Origin of the sequence: Streptomyces sp. NPDC048275, assembly GCF_040652275.1 — a bacterium.
Taxonomy (GTDB): domain Bacteria; phylum Actinomycetota; class Actinomycetes; order Streptomycetales; family Streptomycetaceae; genus Streptomyces.
In genome coordinates this window covers 1-14398 of record NZ_JBEZLR010000097.1, presented here as the reverse complement: position 1 = coordinate 14398, position 14398 = coordinate 1, and the positions used below count along the sequence as shown (strand labels likewise).

The following is a 14398-nucleotide window of genomic DNA, read 5'->3' as shown; positions in this document are numbered from 1 at the left end:
GCCGGCGCCTTCGGACTCACGGAGGAGTGGCTCCTGCACGATGGGGACGTTGTCCCGTCAGCGATCATCCTGTCCCACAAGGAGCAGCTCGATCGGCTTGCGGTCAGCTGTCCGCAGGCGTTGCCCAAGGCTGTTGTTGCCGGCGACCCGTGTATCGACCAACTGCGTGCCAGCCTTCCTTTCCGTGAGAGCTACCGGCAGGCGTTCGGGCTGTTGCCGGGTCAGCGGCTCGTGGTCGTGTCGTCGACCTGGGGAAGCGGTTCGGTGCTCGGCTCACCGCGCGCCGACGTTCTCCGTCGAGTTTTGGCCGAGCTTTCGGCTGAAGAATTCCGTGTAATCGCGGCTGTCCATCCGAATTCCTGGCATGGTCATGGCTCGTGGCAGCTGCACAGCTGGCTGGCTCCATTTCTAGGTTCCGGGCTTCTCCTGCCGGTTCCGGAAAGCGACACGTGGAAGGCGGCCCTCTGTTCGGCTGATTTTCTTCTGGGAGACCACGGCTCCTTGACCATGTATGGAATTGCATTGGGAATTCCCTGCATTCTCGGCGCCTTCGACGAATCGAAGGTGGCACCGGGATCCCCCATGGCCAGGCTCGGCCGGATACTGCCTCGCCTGTCCGCCGATCGCCTCCTGCTGCGCCAGCTTGCCGCCCTGGACGGGCAGCGGGACGATCCGGAGCTCCAGGCGGTTGGGGAGACTGTCACGTCGGAACCGGGCCGCAGTGCCGAGTTGCTGCGCCGGCTCTTCTATACCTGGCTGCGGATGGACGAGCCCGGCCATCCCGCGTCCATGTCCGCGATACCCCTGCCGTCGCAGTCCTCCGGACCGGGCGCCCGCCGCGTTCCTCATGAGGCGCCCATGTTCGTCACCGTCTCCGTGACGGACGACAGCACTGTGGCAGCCGACGGTGAAGTGATCGTCCGCCGCTACCCCGCGGCGCGGCAGCACGGCCATGGCGCGCACATCGCCTCGGCTCATCTGGCTGCCGACCGTGACGACCCGGACCGTCGATGGCCGCGTACCGCCGACGTGCTGCTGGTTCCGCGCGGGCGTACGGCGGCCCGTCCGGAGGACGACCCGTGGTGCGCCTATGCCGCGGAATCCTCCGGCTGCGGGCTGCTCGCCGCAGAAACGGAGGAGGACGGGTGCCTGGCGCTGCTCCCGGACGGCGTTCGTGTGCAGGTGAGCTGGCGGGAGCGTCCCGCCTGGGCGGCATTCCCGCTGGCGGCGTCGGCGGTCTACGCGTGGACGGTGCGAGAGCGCACTGCGGGGACGGCCCGTGCCCGCCCGACACGGTCGGAGCGGATCGTCGTGCGCGCCGGCGACCTGCCCAACTCGGGACTGCTCGACCTGGTCTACGTCTGAACCCACCCCGGCGGCGGCCTGTGCGTGGCCGGCTCCTACGCCTGCTGTCCGCCCTCCCGCTCCAGGCGGTGCTGTGCCTCACCCTCGTGAATGCTGCCTTCTTCCGCGAAGAGCGCGCGGGCGGACGTCCAGTCTTCGACGGCGGCCTCCCGCTCCCCCAACTGCACGCGGACGTCTCCGCGCAGCAGGAGGGCCTGCGCGGCGTAGTAGGCCGAGCCCACGCCGGTCATGCCGTCCACCGCCAGGTCCAGCGCCTCGACGGCTTCGCGCAATCGCCCGCCAGCGCGGCGGTTCTCGGCGACACGCAGCCGGGCCTTGGCCATGTTGAAACGGTCCGGGCCGTCCGGAAGACCCTCGAACTCCGCGACCGCGCGGAGAAGTTCACCTTCCGCGGCGTCGTGGCGCTCGAGCGCCGTGTACGTACTGCCCAGGTGCAGAGCGAGGAGGGCCTCGCCACGGGGATGGTCGATCCCCTCCAGTGCCGCTTGGGCACGGCTGAACAGATCGATCGCGTGCCCGGGGCGCTTGAGCTTGCGTTCGAGCAGTCCCAGCCCTTCCAGGACGCTGGACTCCGTGCGACGTTCGCCCTCGCTCCGGCCCGGCATACCGGGGTTCACCAGGCTCAGCGCCTGTTCGAAGTACTCCCGGGCCAGCCTCGGATCGCCCTCCTCCACGTTCCAGCGTTCGAGGTGCGCGAAGCCCACCTCGTAGGACGCACGGGCCACCGCCATCGTGTCACCGGTCTCCAGCGCCGAGGCGAGACCGATCTCGGCCGCCTCGATCCACTGGGTGTGGCGCCCGGTACGGAGGCAGAAAGTCCGGATGGCCTGACTCAGCCGCCACGCCTCCAGGTGAAGCCCCGCCTCGGCGGCCAAACGCACCGCGGCGAAGATGCCCGCCTCGCGTCGAGCCAGCTCACGCAGAGCCTCCGTCTGTTGGCGCTCGCTGGCTGCTGTGTCCGCCGGGAAGGCGTTCATAGGGTTGTAGAGCCAGCGCGTCGACAGCGTATGCTCACCCCGCTCGGTGATCCGTAGGAAGTGATGGGCGATCCGCCGCCGCACCGCCTCGCGTTCGCTGTCCGTCTCGTCGCGCTCCGCGACGATCGACGCGTGGTCGTGGATGAGTATGTGCATCCGGTACGTGTCGAGACCCCGGCGCTCGACCAGACCTCCCGAAATGAGGGCGCTCAGCGCGGTGCGCGCCTCCGACGGCTCCCAGTCCGGTACGAGCGCGAACACGGTGTCTAGTTGGAAATCCGCACACATCAGCAACCCCAGGCGGCGATAGAGCTGCGCCGTCCGCACGGCCATGCGCCCGTAGGCCAGTTCGAGGGCTTCCGGCAGGGGATTCGGATCGTCCACGTCGAGCACCTCCTGTCGTGCGGCGCGGTCGGCGAGCCGGGCACCGACGTCCTCCACAACGCCGGGGACGGGCGCCTTCAGATGTCCGGCGATCAGCCGCAGCGCCAGCGGCAGGCCGCCCAGGTACCGGACAATCGGTTCGAGCTTGGCCGGCTCCTCGGTGGTACGGCTCACCTTGACCAGCAGCTCCAGAGCGTGTTCGTCCCGCAGCGCCGGAACCGGGAGCGGAAGGAACTCCAGGAAGGTCGTCAGGTCGTGCGGTGCCTCCTGCCCCGTCATGAGGACGACGCCGTACGGCTGGTCGGTCAGCAGGTCACGCACCTGGCGGGTCGTCGTGACATTCTCCAGCAGGAAGACCACTGAACGGTCACGCAGTTCGTGACGCACCCGCCGCGCCTTGGCCAGGACGTCGACCGGACGCTCGTCCCTCGGCACGTCGAGCTCGTCCAGCCAGCGCTCCAGCACCACCGCTGGGTCGACCATCCGCACACCCTGCATCCCAAGGTCGGCCTGGAGGAACACCCCGGCGAGGACGTCCCGGTGCGAGTGAATCCACTGCTGGGCCGTACTGCGCTTCCCCACCCCTCGTACACCGCTGAGGAACACAGATGTCACGGTCCCGGCAGCCCGGCACGCGCGCCAGTGACTGTCCATCTCCCGGAACAGAGCGGTGTGGTTGACGTAGTGGAGAAGAGCCGAGGACGCCTCGGCGGGCGTCGCCCTCGTCAGAGCCTCTCCGACCAACTCGCGCACCTCCCGCACGGCGTCGGGACGTTCGGCGAACAGTTCCAGCACACGACTCGACCACTCGTCCGTGATCTCGGTCACCGTGTCCTCGTCGCCAGCCTCTCCCGCCTCCAACGCCTGGCGGCGAGCTTGCTCCAGTTCGTCGTCAACTGCCGCCTCCTCGCCCCCATCGCCGGCGAACAGCGCCACCAATCGGCCCCTGCCCCAGGACCAGACGTCCTGCACGGCGTTGCCCACCAGGCTGCTGATCACGATGCTCCCGAGAGCGACGATCTCCGGGTCCACTGCACTCCCCACGAACGATCTGAAACTGTGGTCACTTCACCGTAGGGATCCCACGTACGCGTCCGCAGGCATTCGAACCAACCTGCCACGTGCAGATTCACGCACGACTCCCCACCCACAGCTGTCTGGCCGACGGCGCGCGGACCTGCGGTGGGCGCGGATCGATCACCTCGACCATATGGTCTTCTCGACCAGGCACTCGCCCAATACGACCCAGGCGGGCTCCTAGCCGACCGCCTGGACATTCCGCCCGTCACCCTCAACTTGCGCAATGGCGGGCAGGGGTACTGCTTCCACGAGCCGCTCCGCCGCCACAGCCGCCGGCCCCTCAAAAGCTGGATCGAGGAGGTTGGGACCGCCCATCCAGATGACCGGCTCCACGAAGACGATGCGGTGCACTTCGACTACCAGCCTGGCAACATGCTCGCTCGGCGGCGAAGTCACCGGTGTCATCGCCCGGCAACCTCGACGGTATGCTCGCCCATCACATCCTGAGCCGACGACGCCTCAGCTTCGACTGGCACGCTCGGCGCGGATTCTCGTCACGGACGCGGGGTCCCCCTCATGCACCGTGCACCATTCGACGACATCACCGATGCCGAATGCTGCGAACGCCCCTTGCCCTGTTCTCCGTGAAGGCGCCTTCCCTGCTGCCGCGTCGTCCTGGTGCCCCTCTTCCACGAGCCCCCCAGCGCGCCGAAGCCCTGCTGTACATCATCCGGCGATATGCCGTGACCGCGATCCGCTACGAGGACGCGCTCCACAGCACCCAGCGTGCTGAACTCAAGCCCCCCATCCAGGACGTCAGCATCCGCATCAAGGGCGTTCCAGATGAGCTCCGTCAGGCCGGCACGCGGACTACGGACAAGGCGGGCCAGGTGATCTCCGTCCACCTGCACGGTCAGGGAATGCACGCGCATGGAAGCACGAGGCGAGCCACTTGTGTCCGATTTCGTCCAGACGCCCGCCCCCCTTCCAGGTCACGTTCTCCGGTCACCCTCCCCGCCTCCGGCCTGAAACGTGCCTTCGCGCGGGCAGCACATCCGGCGAAACGCCTCCGCGGCCGGCTTGCGCAGGTCGGCCACCGGCCGGAATACCGCCATCCTCGGGAGGAGCACGTCGGGGCGCACGATGACCCAACGGACAGGATCCGTCCGTTCGGCGGCACTCCGGCATGCGGCACTGCGCGCCCGAAGAGTGGAAGAGCTACTCCTCGTCCTGCTGGCCGGGCTCGCGTGGCTGGTCGTACGCGCTCAACAGCCCCTCGATGCGCTGGTTGTTGATGGACTGCCGGTCGTACAGGCACCTCGCGTACCGGCTCAGCAGAACCCCGACGCTGTTGCCCGCCCGCTCGGCGACCTCGGCCGGGTCGGCGCCCGCGCACAGCCACGTGGACAGCGCCGAGTGCCGCAGGTCATAGGGTCGCTTCGCGAGCGGGGTGCCGGTGAGCGCGGGCGGCAGGGCGAGGGCGCGGCTCTCGTGCCAGACCCGGTGGTAGGTGGTGTAGCTGATGACCCGACCCTGTTCGGTGAAGAACAGCCGGCCGTCGTCGGCCGTGCCGAACGTGGTGACATGCTCTCTCCACAGGGCCACCAGATGCGGCGGGAGCGGCACCACCCGTGTCTCTCCCGGCGGACGGTTCTTCAGTCCGCGCTCGTCGTGGTTCTCGCCGCTGTCGGTCCATCGTTTGCCCGCCTGCGGCCGGGTGCGGTGCAGGGTCACCCGGCCCCAACCGGCGGTGGGCAGGCGGCAGTCCGGCAGCGCGACCGCGACCGCCTCCTCGGGGCGCAGGCCCGCGTAGTACATGCCGGCGAAGAACCCGACCAGCCGACGGCCGCGGGCCCGCTGGTAGCCGCCCACGTAGGAGACCGCGTCCAGCAGATCCCGGGCCTGGTGGGGGTTGGCCACCACCCGGGGGTCGACCGTGACCGCCGGCTTGGGCACCCGCCAGCGCACCTTGTTCAGCGGGTGGCTGCCCAACTCGCCCCGCTCGACGGCGTAATGGAGGGCGTGCACCATCACCTTGCGCTTGCGGCGCATCGTCTCCACCGCCGCCTCACCGCCGTCCAGCTTGCGGCGCAGCGACTCCAGCCCATCACGAGCCAGGACCGGATCATGTAGATCCACCAGGGGACGGGACGCCTTCGCCACCCACTGCAGCGCCAGCCGGTCCTCCGCAGGCATCTCCCCCTGCCCCGGGCCGGGCACGACGAACGCCCAGTGCCGCAGGGCGCGGCGCAACAGCTGCCCGCCCGGCCGCCCCGGAAGGTCCCACAGCATCGCCACCGTGACGGCAGTCAGCGCGTCGCTGACCTCGTCCCGGGTCTTCGCCGCCCTGCCCGGCCAGTGGGCCCGCGCGTACTCGGTCGCGAAGGCGTACCAGCTCAGCTGCGACGACCCCCGCGACCCGTGGGCGGAGCTGCTCACCTCGGCCAGGCCCACGCGGATGGCCCGCACCAGCTCCGCGCCGAACTCTCCCGCCAAGCCCGCGACCGGGCTGCCGCCGTCCGGCCGTCCCTCACCATGCGGCTGCGCCGGGAACCGGTCCGCAGGCTGCTCGGGCTCCGGTGCGGCGCCGTGGTGCTCGTTCGGGTCCATACCCGCCTCCTTCTGATCGGCGGGAGCATGGCTGCCCGGCACATCCACTCCAACATCCCCCCCCGCAAGAGGGCACTCGTACGGCGCCTGATTGACGAGCGCGGATTGTCGGATGTTCGGCTTGGCTCCTGTCGCCACTGGTCACGCCCGGTCCCGGTGTGGCTAGTTGTAGTCCTTAGTGCACCATGCGCACTTGCACGCGCCCCAATGTCCCGAATTACCGTTCCCGGCCAGCCAGAGCACGCGGACCGTGGGGGATGCATGGCGAGAACCGCGCGACAGATCCTGAACGCACTCAGCCGCTCGACGAGCGTTCACGTCCACTCGACGACAGAACTGGCCGCGCACGTGGACTCCGCGGCGGCGGCCATCGACAAGAAGCGCCGGGAGAAGGGCCAGGAAGCAGCGCGCAGGAAGCCCGACCTGCGGCCGGTCGCGCTGGCCGAGCACAACCGGTCCATCGACCTGACGCCGTGGCAGGTCCTGCACGCCGTAGCGCGCGGCTACGTACTGGCCGGCCAGGGAATGGGACGCGGGCTGGCGGAACACTGGCTCAGCCTGAAGTTCTGCGAGGCACTGGACGGCAACCGCGCCGGCTCCATGGACCTCACCGACAAGGGCCGCTCCTCCGAAAGCTGGTACAAGGGTATGCAGGCCCGGGAACTGGCCGTCGGCTTCGGGCTCGCCGTGGCGGAACACATCGTGCAGCAGCGCTACCCAGACCACATCGTCTCGGTCGTCGATACGAACACGGTGCTGCGAGCCGGCTGGCCCCTGAGCGTCTCCCAACGGAACAAGGGCTCACGGCCCCGGCCCGACTACATCATCGAGGCATGGAAACCCGGAGAGCCGTCGAAAGTCACCTTCGTGGCCTGCCGCGGAAACCATCAGAAGCCCAGCAAGCGGACCGGCCGAACCCGCAGCACCACGATCCAGCAACTGGTCAAGGGAGCCGAACTGACCGAAGGCATGCAGATCGGCCCCTGGAACACCACGCCCTGTCTGATGCTGTCCACCGAACTCATGGGCCAGGGCGGGGTCGTGGTCAATGTGCTGCAATCCCCCGGCGAAGCGCTGCTCCCCCTCCGCATACCCGGCGCCCCAAAAAACGCCGACGAGGAGATCAGGGACAATCCCGGAATCCCCTACCCCAACGCCATTCGCCTACCGGCCCGAGACGGCAGACGGACGCGGACGGTCGACGGCTTCCAGGTGGGCGAGGACGACCTCGCCTGGTTCGGCCAGCTCCTGGCCCGTACCGCAGCCGCCGGCCTGACCGCTTTCTCGGGCGGACGGAAATACACGGCCGGGTATCTCACCGCTCGCCAAGGGCGCGAGCACTACGACGTGCCCGCCTTCGCCGCGACATCGAGCGTCGACGACGCGGACATCGAGGTCGGCGACACTAAATTCGTCGGCACGGACAACGTCTTCCGCATGGGGACCGCACGCATCGAGGCATTCTCCGGAATGGACTCAGAACTGTACGAACTGATCAAAGACGGCCGCGTGGAGGAGTACCGGCAAGCGGTCTACGAACTCCGCTCCAAACGACGCGACTCCCATGAAGCCGGGAGATGGAACGACCCGATCTCGTTCCAGGACGACGGCACCATCATGGCCCTGAGCATCCTGCCCATCCGCAAACGGCGCCCGCTCTGAACCAAGAACTCACGAGATCTTGGTTCTCCTGCGCTCACCGCTACGGGCAGCGCAACATAGCGCGGGATCGCCGGTTGGCCAAACCGGCGTTCTTCCGGATCATTGACAGTCCACCGCCACCATCTGCCCGCCCGTCGAAAGGCCGCATCCTTAAACCCAGCCTCACAACTTCACACGACCAGCCGCCCGTATTCACGACCAAGCAGCCACACACACTTTCAGGCTGCGGTCGACCCACCGCGGCCGGCATGCCCAGGGCTTTGCGCAAGAGCGTCGCGCCGACGCCGAGCGCTGCCGGGCGAAGGGAGACCGGTGCCGTCTTGGCCTTGGTGTGCGCCGACTGGCCTTCGTCTGCCGGCCTGCAGCTGCCGACAAAGCCGCCCGGCATCCGGCTCGCACGTTCGCCGTCGCGGTTCGTGAGATCACACCCTCCGGACAACGCCGCCTGCCGCGCAGACCAGCGGCTCGGGCCCACTCCGGCACCAAGTCAGGGTGAGGGCTCCCACCCAGCCCGCCTGGAAACTCAGCAGGGACACACACGCCAAGGGCATACAGATGAGAAGCGGCGGGACGCGCCCGTCGGCCACCGTTCACCCCGGCACCGCACGGGAGCACCCCCACCGAGCCAGGCGCACAACCCGCTCACTTGGCCTGCCCGCACGCTCCGGACAGCCCCCTTGTTCGATTGAGGAGCGCACCATATACCTCTACGCTTTCCCGAGGAAGTCGCGATCTACGTCATGGCGCATGGATCGACCACCACGGGGAACGATACGGACAAGGCGAGCACAATAGGCTATTTCAATCTCGCGGGACATGCGCGGGACGGCGGGCCTGACAACTCGTCAGGTAGGCCGCTGACCTGCGGAAACGCGCGGGAAGCCGACGGCCTCGGGAGCCGTGTGCGCAGATTCGAATCCTGCCGGGGGCACTCCGGGAAAGGGCCGACTGGCTCCAAGCAATTGCTCGACTCCGGCCTGACCTGGCCCCGCCGGACGGCGTTGATGCTGACGCCGGGTGGGGCCGGGTCACGGGGAACCATCGCCGTCCGGTTTGGGCGGGTCCGGGGCAAGCCTGAGAAGTGGGGCCTGTTCGCGGCGAGGAAACCACTCAGTACAATTTTGTCCTGAAATAGCTATACGCCCGAGAAACGGTGTTTATGTCGTCGGTCTTCTGCCGGCTGAGCTCATCCCGGTTCTTCAACCCAGGCGGCGTCGCGACTGTCGGTCGTCAGGACTGCGCTGCGTTCATCACCGGCGATCCGGAGGCTCACTGCCTCCATTCGTCGGCCAACAGGCCGAGGATGACCTCGTCGGCGAAACTTCCGTGTGCCCAGGCGGCGGAGCGCAGGGTGCCCTCAACGGGAACCCGGCGCCAGTCGCGGCGGCGATCATCGGAGCATTGTCCGCGAGTGTCTCGACCTGGAGCCGTTGCAGGCCGCGTACGACGAATCCGCAGTGGCACAACAGGCGTACGACGTCACCTCCGAGACCGCGGCCGCGGAACGCGGGCAGCAGTGAGATACCCAGGTGCGCGTTCCGGTTGTGGGTGTCGATGTTCCACAGCAGGGCCTCGCCGGCAAGTTCCTGCGCCTTGAGGTCGACCACGGAGAAGCACGCAGCCTCGTCCGAGGACGCGGTCACCGCGTAGGGGGACTCCGCGGAGTCCGCGACTATGGGCCGCCAGGCGCGCGAGTCAGCCCGGGACCGTGTGGCCACGTCGTCGTACAGCTCGCGGTGGAGCACCCGAACGTCGTCCTCGTGCCGGGCCCGCAGCCCGGCCTTGTCGCCACGTATCACCCGGAATGGATATCGCGCCGGCAACGGCCGATCAACCGGATTACGCGTGCCGACCTGGCACTCATCGCACGGCCGACAGCGTCATGGCGGTGCCTTCGCATGTCAGGCACAGGCAGCGAGGACACAGTCGCTCACGCCGGACCGTGCCGCGGCCCCAGGGTGTACGAGCAGTCCATGGCAGCTCGCCGGCGCGCAGTCTGGCAGGCGGGGCGAGTGTCGACGCAGCCCCGCGCGCCCCAGACGAGGACCGCCTCGGTGATCAGTACGCCAGGCGGTTCCCGGAGTGCTCGAGGTGCTCGGCCGCGTAACTGCAATGGGAGCAGCCGGCGATGTGACTCTGAAGATCGGGTAGCAGGTGGGTGCCGCCGCGGCGGGCGGAGACGTCCAGCACCGGCTGAAGCGCATACAGGTCTGGTGGGCGGCGAGTTCGCGATGCGCCTGAATGCACGCCTCCCGCAAGCGGATACGGGAGAACTCCAGCTGGGTCGTCACTGTTTCGGCCCGGCCGTTACTCGTTCGCTTCGTACGGCAGGTCGACCGTCCAACGTCCGTTCGCGGGGCACACCATGCTACGTGCGCGCACCGCGCATCATTCACATCCTGTGGGTGAACCTCGACTGATGCCCGGGCGTTCCGCAGTCGGGACGCCCGGGCATCATCAGGATGGCGTGATCAGGCGGGGCGGATGTTCTCTGCCTGCGGGCCCTTCTGGCCCTGGGTGACGTCGAACTCGACCTTCTGGCCCTCCTGCAGCTCGCGGAAGCCCTGGGCGGCGATGTTGGAGTAGTGGGCGAAGACGTCGGGGCCGCCGCCCTCCTGCTCGATGAAGCCGAAGCCCTTCTCGCTGTTGAACCACTTGACAGTGCCCTTGGCCATGACCGTCTCCTTCAAGGGGAAAACCGGGCCCGCACCCTGCGCGCCCGGGAGGTGATCGCCCTGGTCCGGAGAGGCGCTGAAACAGCAAGAACGCCCGTGATGGCGATCACGGGCGAACGGGACTTCGGAACCACGACTGCTGATCACAACGCTATATCGGCCTGAGGGCAGCGGCTAGCGAAAACGCGCCAGGGCCAGTGTTCCGCATTCCGCATGTCGCCTCCCGAAGGATGCGGAACGATCCGCGCCGACGTGGGTCCGCGCTGTGAGAGGTACCAGCAGGCCCCCAACGGCATCCTCACAGGTGACAGCCTGCCCGGCACACACTCGATGCCGGGCACCGGACCTGCCGTACGGAAGCCGGGCCAGCTTGTGGAATCGACCTCGGCAGAACCGCCTGCGCCATGGCAGCCCAGGGCAACCCGCCCCCGGCCCCGCCCGTCGCGACCGGCTGCCGGATTGCCGCGGTGTGCTAGAGATCTTTAAGGGTGTGGGTTACGTGGGGTCGTGACGGCTGTCGTGAGCCGCGCTATGCCGTAGGGATGAGGTATCCCGATGGCGGAGGGCTGACGGCGGAGGAGCGGGTTCGGCGTGAGCGGCTCCGGTTGGCGGCCGCCGATCTGATCGAGGCCGGGGCCAGTGACCGGGAGGTGGCCCGGCGGTTCAGGGTGACGCGCATGTCGGCGAACCGCTGGCGGCGGGCGTTGGCCGCAGGTGGGCGGCAGGCGCTGGTCTCCAAGGGGCCCGGTGGTGCCCGCTGCAAGCTCGATGCGAGTCAACTGCGCCTACTGGAGACGGTGTTGGATGCCGGCCCGGCCGCTGCCGGCTGGAGCGACCAGTGCTGGACTCTGGCACGGATCGCGGAGGTCGTGCGACGCCGGTTCGGTATCGAATACACCCTGGCCGGGATGGACTTGCTGCTGCACCGCATCGGCTGGAGCGTGCAGGTCCCCTCCCGCAAGGCAACCGAGCGCGACGAGGAGAAGATCGCCGCCTGGAAGGACGAGCAGTGGCCCGTCATAAAAAGACGGCGGCGGACCTGGGCGCCTGGCTCTGCTTCGAGGACGAAGCCGGCCAGGGGCTGAGGCCGCCCAAAGGCCGAACCTGGGGCCGACGAGGCCACACACCTGTCGTGCGCGTCACGGCCCAGGGCACCAAACGCGTCTCCATGGCGGCGCTGATCTGCACCAAGCCCGGCCACCGGTCCCGGCTGATCTACCGCATCCACCTCGACCGCGGACCGGCCAAAGGCCGACGCAAGGGCTTCACCGAGACCGACTACGCCCGCCTGCTCGATGCCGCACACCAGCAGCTCGGCGGTCCGATCGTTCTAGTCTGGGACAATTTGAACACGCACGTCAGCCGCACCATGCGGGAGATGACCGACGCCCGATTATGGCTAACCGTCTACCAACTTCCGCCCTACGCATCCGAGTTCAATCCAGTCGAGGGTGTCTGGTCCCACCTGAAACGGTCCCTGGCCAACCTCACCAAACACAGCCTCGACCAGCTCACCGCGCTGGTGAAAACCCGACTGAAGCGGATGCAGTACTGAAGTTTCCCCGTGATCTTGGGCACGTTGTTGTTACGCCGCGAGGGCTTGGTCTTGCCGGTAGCGCAGGCGTGTTTCGTGGGGCGTGAGGTAGCCCTAGTGGATGTGCTTGCGCAGGCGGCGTCTGTTGTAGAAGGTCTCGATGAAGTCGAAGATGTCGGCGCGGGCGGTGGCCCGGTCGGGCCAGAAGCGGGTGCCGATCTCCTCTTTGAGTACGGCCCAGAAGCTCTCCGCGGCGGCGTTGTCGAAGCAGCTCCCGGTCCGGCCCATGCTCTGCCGGTGTCCCAACTTGCTGATTCTGTCGCGGAGTTGTCCGGAGGTGTATTCCGATCCGCGGTCGCTGTGGATCACGCAGCCGGGTTCCAGGCGACCCAGTGCGACGGCCATGTCCAGGGCGTCGACGACGAGTTCAGCGCGATGGTGGTCGGCCATCGAGTACCCGATGATCTCGCGCGTGGCCAGGTCCAGCCACGAGGCGAGGTAGAGCCAGCCCTCGGCCGTGGGGATGTAGGTGATGTCCCCGACGATCTTCGTTCCGGGGCGGGTGGCGGTGAAGTCCCGGCCGATGAGGTCCGGCGACGGGGCGGCCTTGGTGTCGGCCTTGGTCAGGCTGCGGCGGCCGGTGCGCCGGCTGTTCCCGGCGATGCCGTGTTCCCGCATGAGCCGTGCCACCCGTTTGCGGTTGACCGGTCGGCCCTGCCGGCGCAGTTCGGCGGTGACGCGCGGGACGCCGTAGTTCCGCCGGGATGCGATGTGGATCACCGTGATCTCGTGCGCCAGGGCCTCATCGGCCCCCCGCCTCACCTCGCGGGCTTCGGCTCCGGCCGCCCACGCGTAGTACGTAGAGCGGGCCGTCTCCATCACCCTGCATAGCAGCACGACCGTGTAGTTCGCCTTCTCCGCGTGGATGAACCGGCATATCTCGCTCACCGGTCGCTCTCCTTCGCGAAGTCGGGTGGCCCGGGGGATTTTCACCCCCGGGCTCCCACAGATCCGTACGTGACCGTCTCCGGTCATACGGCTCTTGTCGTCCTGGTCACCAGACCCGGGCGGGCTCGGTCACCCAGACCCAGTGCGCGAAGTGCCGGGGATTTCGTTCGACCCCGGACCACCACGCACGGAAGGTCGCCGACCAGCTTCGCCGCAGCCTCCGGTATTTCCCGCGCAACCACCGGACCACGTAGGCGTTGATCCGTTTCAGAAGGGGATAGAGGGCCGACCTGTTGAAGGCCCCGTAGTACTGCATCCATCCCCGCACGACCGGATTGATCCAGTCCGCGAGGTCTCGGGCCTCGCCCTGCACCCACCGGTGCAGGCGCCAGGAACGCACCACCTCGCCCATCTGCTTCAAGGCCTTGTCCGAGACCGCCGGAGAGAAACTCCGGAACAGTCCGTTCCGCCCGTCCACAGTGCGCTCGCGAAAGTCGTAGCCCAGGAACGTGAACCGCGTGTGCTCGAAAGAGCTCTTGCGGTTCGCGTCCCGGCAGTAGACGATCTGCGTCTTGTCGGGGTGCAGTTGAAGGCCAACCGATTCCATGCGCGCCTCCAGCGCGGCCAGTACCGCTCTCGCCTCGGCGAGACTGCGGCAGTGGATGACCGCGTCGTCGGCATACCGTTCGAAGCGGACGTCCGGGACCTCCCGGTGCAACCACATGTCGAACGCGTAGTGCATGAACAGGTTCGCCAGGACGGGAGATACCGCCGAACCCTGAGGGGTTCCCATGGCCCGCTCGATCAGCGTGCCATCCGCATGTTGCAGCGGGGCAGCAAGCCACCGCTTGACATACAGCAGGACCCAGGAGAGCTCACAGACCGAGCCCACCGCCTTGAGCATCAAGTCCCACGGCACCGAGTCGAAGAACGCCTTGATGTCCAGATCGACCACCCAATCGTACTTCCAGCACCGCTCCCGGCACGTGCCCACCGCGTCGATCGCTCCGCGCCCCGGGCGGTAGCCGTAGGAGTCCGGATGGAAGATCGGCTCGACCCTCTTCTCCAGCACCATCGCCACCACCGTCTGCGCGACACGGTCGCCCACGGTCGGCACTCCGAGGACCCTGACCTCATGTGTTCAGCTGAGGCCGTGACCTGACGCTCCGGCGGAAGAAGGGTGCCTCCCACCTGCGATGATCTGGACTGTCTAGATCAAAACC

General features: G+C 67.9%; 10 protein-coding genes and 2 pseudogenes. 4 read left to right on the top strand and 8 right to left on the bottom strand.

Translation table 11 applies throughout. The annotated features are described in order from the left end of the window. Positions 1-1365 (top strand): annotated as a pseudogene (locus AB0D57_RS37860) (hypothetical protein); the annotation flags it as partial. Between the two features lie 35 nt (positions 1366-1400). Here AB0D57_RS37860 and AB0D57_RS37855 read toward each other — a convergent pair. The 4 genes from AB0D57_RS37855 to AB0D57_RS37840 all read right to left on the bottom strand — a co-directional run bounded on the left by AB0D57_RS37855 (position 1401) and on the right by AB0D57_RS37840 (position 6356). Further along, positions 1401-3770, bottom strand: coding sequence for a hypothetical protein (locus tag AB0D57_RS37855; RefSeq protein ID WP_362084186.1), 2370 nt, complete (start codon positions 3768-3770; stop codon positions 1401-1403). Positions 3771-3983: 213 nt separating this feature from the next. Continuing rightward, entirely contained in the window at positions 3984-4211 is a 228-nt protein-coding gene (locus tag AB0D57_RS37850; RefSeq protein ID WP_362084183.1) for a hypothetical protein, read from the bottom strand. Between the two features lie 89 nt (positions 4212-4300). Then, positions 4301-4678 (bottom strand): ATP-binding protein, encoded by a 378-nt coding sequence (locus AB0D57_RS37845; protein ID WP_362084180.1) that lies wholly within the window; start codon positions 4676-4678, stop codon positions 4301-4303. A gap of 286 nt (positions 4679-4964) precedes the next feature. After that, positions 4965-6356, bottom strand: coding sequence for a site-specific integrase (locus AB0D57_RS37840; protein ID WP_362084176.1), 1392 nt, complete (start codon positions 6354-6356; stop codon positions 4965-4967). Positions 6357-6617: 261 nt separating this feature from the next. Between AB0D57_RS37840 and AB0D57_RS37835 the strand changes: the two genes are divergently transcribed. Continuing rightward, positions 6618-8018, top strand: coding sequence for a hypothetical protein (locus AB0D57_RS37835; RefSeq protein WP_362084173.1), 1401 nt, complete (start codon positions 6618-6620; stop codon positions 8016-8018). Positions 8019-9268: 1250 nt separating this feature from the next. On the opposite strand, the gene AB0D57_RS37830 is transcribed toward AB0D57_RS37835, so the two are convergent. Next, positions 9269-9817, bottom strand: a complete 549-nt coding sequence (locus AB0D57_RS37830) for a GNAT family protein (RefSeq protein ID WP_362084170.1) — start codon at positions 9815-9817, stop codon at positions 9269-9271. A 672-nt stretch (positions 9818-10489) separates the two neighbouring features. After that, positions 10490-10693, bottom strand: coding sequence for a cold-shock protein (locus AB0D57_RS37825; protein WP_007379522.1), 204 nt, complete (start codon positions 10691-10693; stop codon positions 10490-10492). Positions 10694-11235: 542 nt separating this feature from the next. Between AB0D57_RS37825 and AB0D57_RS37820 the strand changes: the two genes are divergently transcribed. Next, a complete protein-coding gene (locus AB0D57_RS37820; RefSeq protein ID WP_362084165.1) occupies positions 11236-11778 on the top strand; it encodes a winged helix-turn-helix domain-containing protein in 543 nt (180 codons plus the stop codon). Further along, positions 11703-12248: a transposase gene (locus AB0D57_RS37815; protein ID WP_362084162.1), complete on the top strand. Its 546-nt coding sequence runs from the start codon at positions 11703-11705 to the stop codon at positions 12246-12248. The genes AB0D57_RS37820 and AB0D57_RS37815 overlap by 76 nt, the downstream gene beginning before the upstream one ends. Positions 12249-12341: 93 nt before the next feature. Here the strand turns inward: AB0D57_RS37815 and AB0D57_RS37810 are convergent, their stop codons facing one another. Together AB0D57_RS37810 and AB0D57_RS37805 are read right to left on the bottom strand one after the other, a co-directional pair. Further along, positions 12342-13175, bottom strand: a complete 834-nt coding sequence (locus AB0D57_RS37810) for an IS3 family transposase (RefSeq protein ID WP_362084159.1) — start codon at positions 13173-13175, stop codon at positions 12342-12344. Positions 13176-13281: 106 nt separating this feature from the next. Beyond that, positions 13282-14298, bottom strand: a pseudogene (locus tag AB0D57_RS37805) (reverse transcriptase domain-containing protein); the annotation flags it as partial. Between the last annotated feature and the right edge of the window lie 100 nt (positions 14299-14398).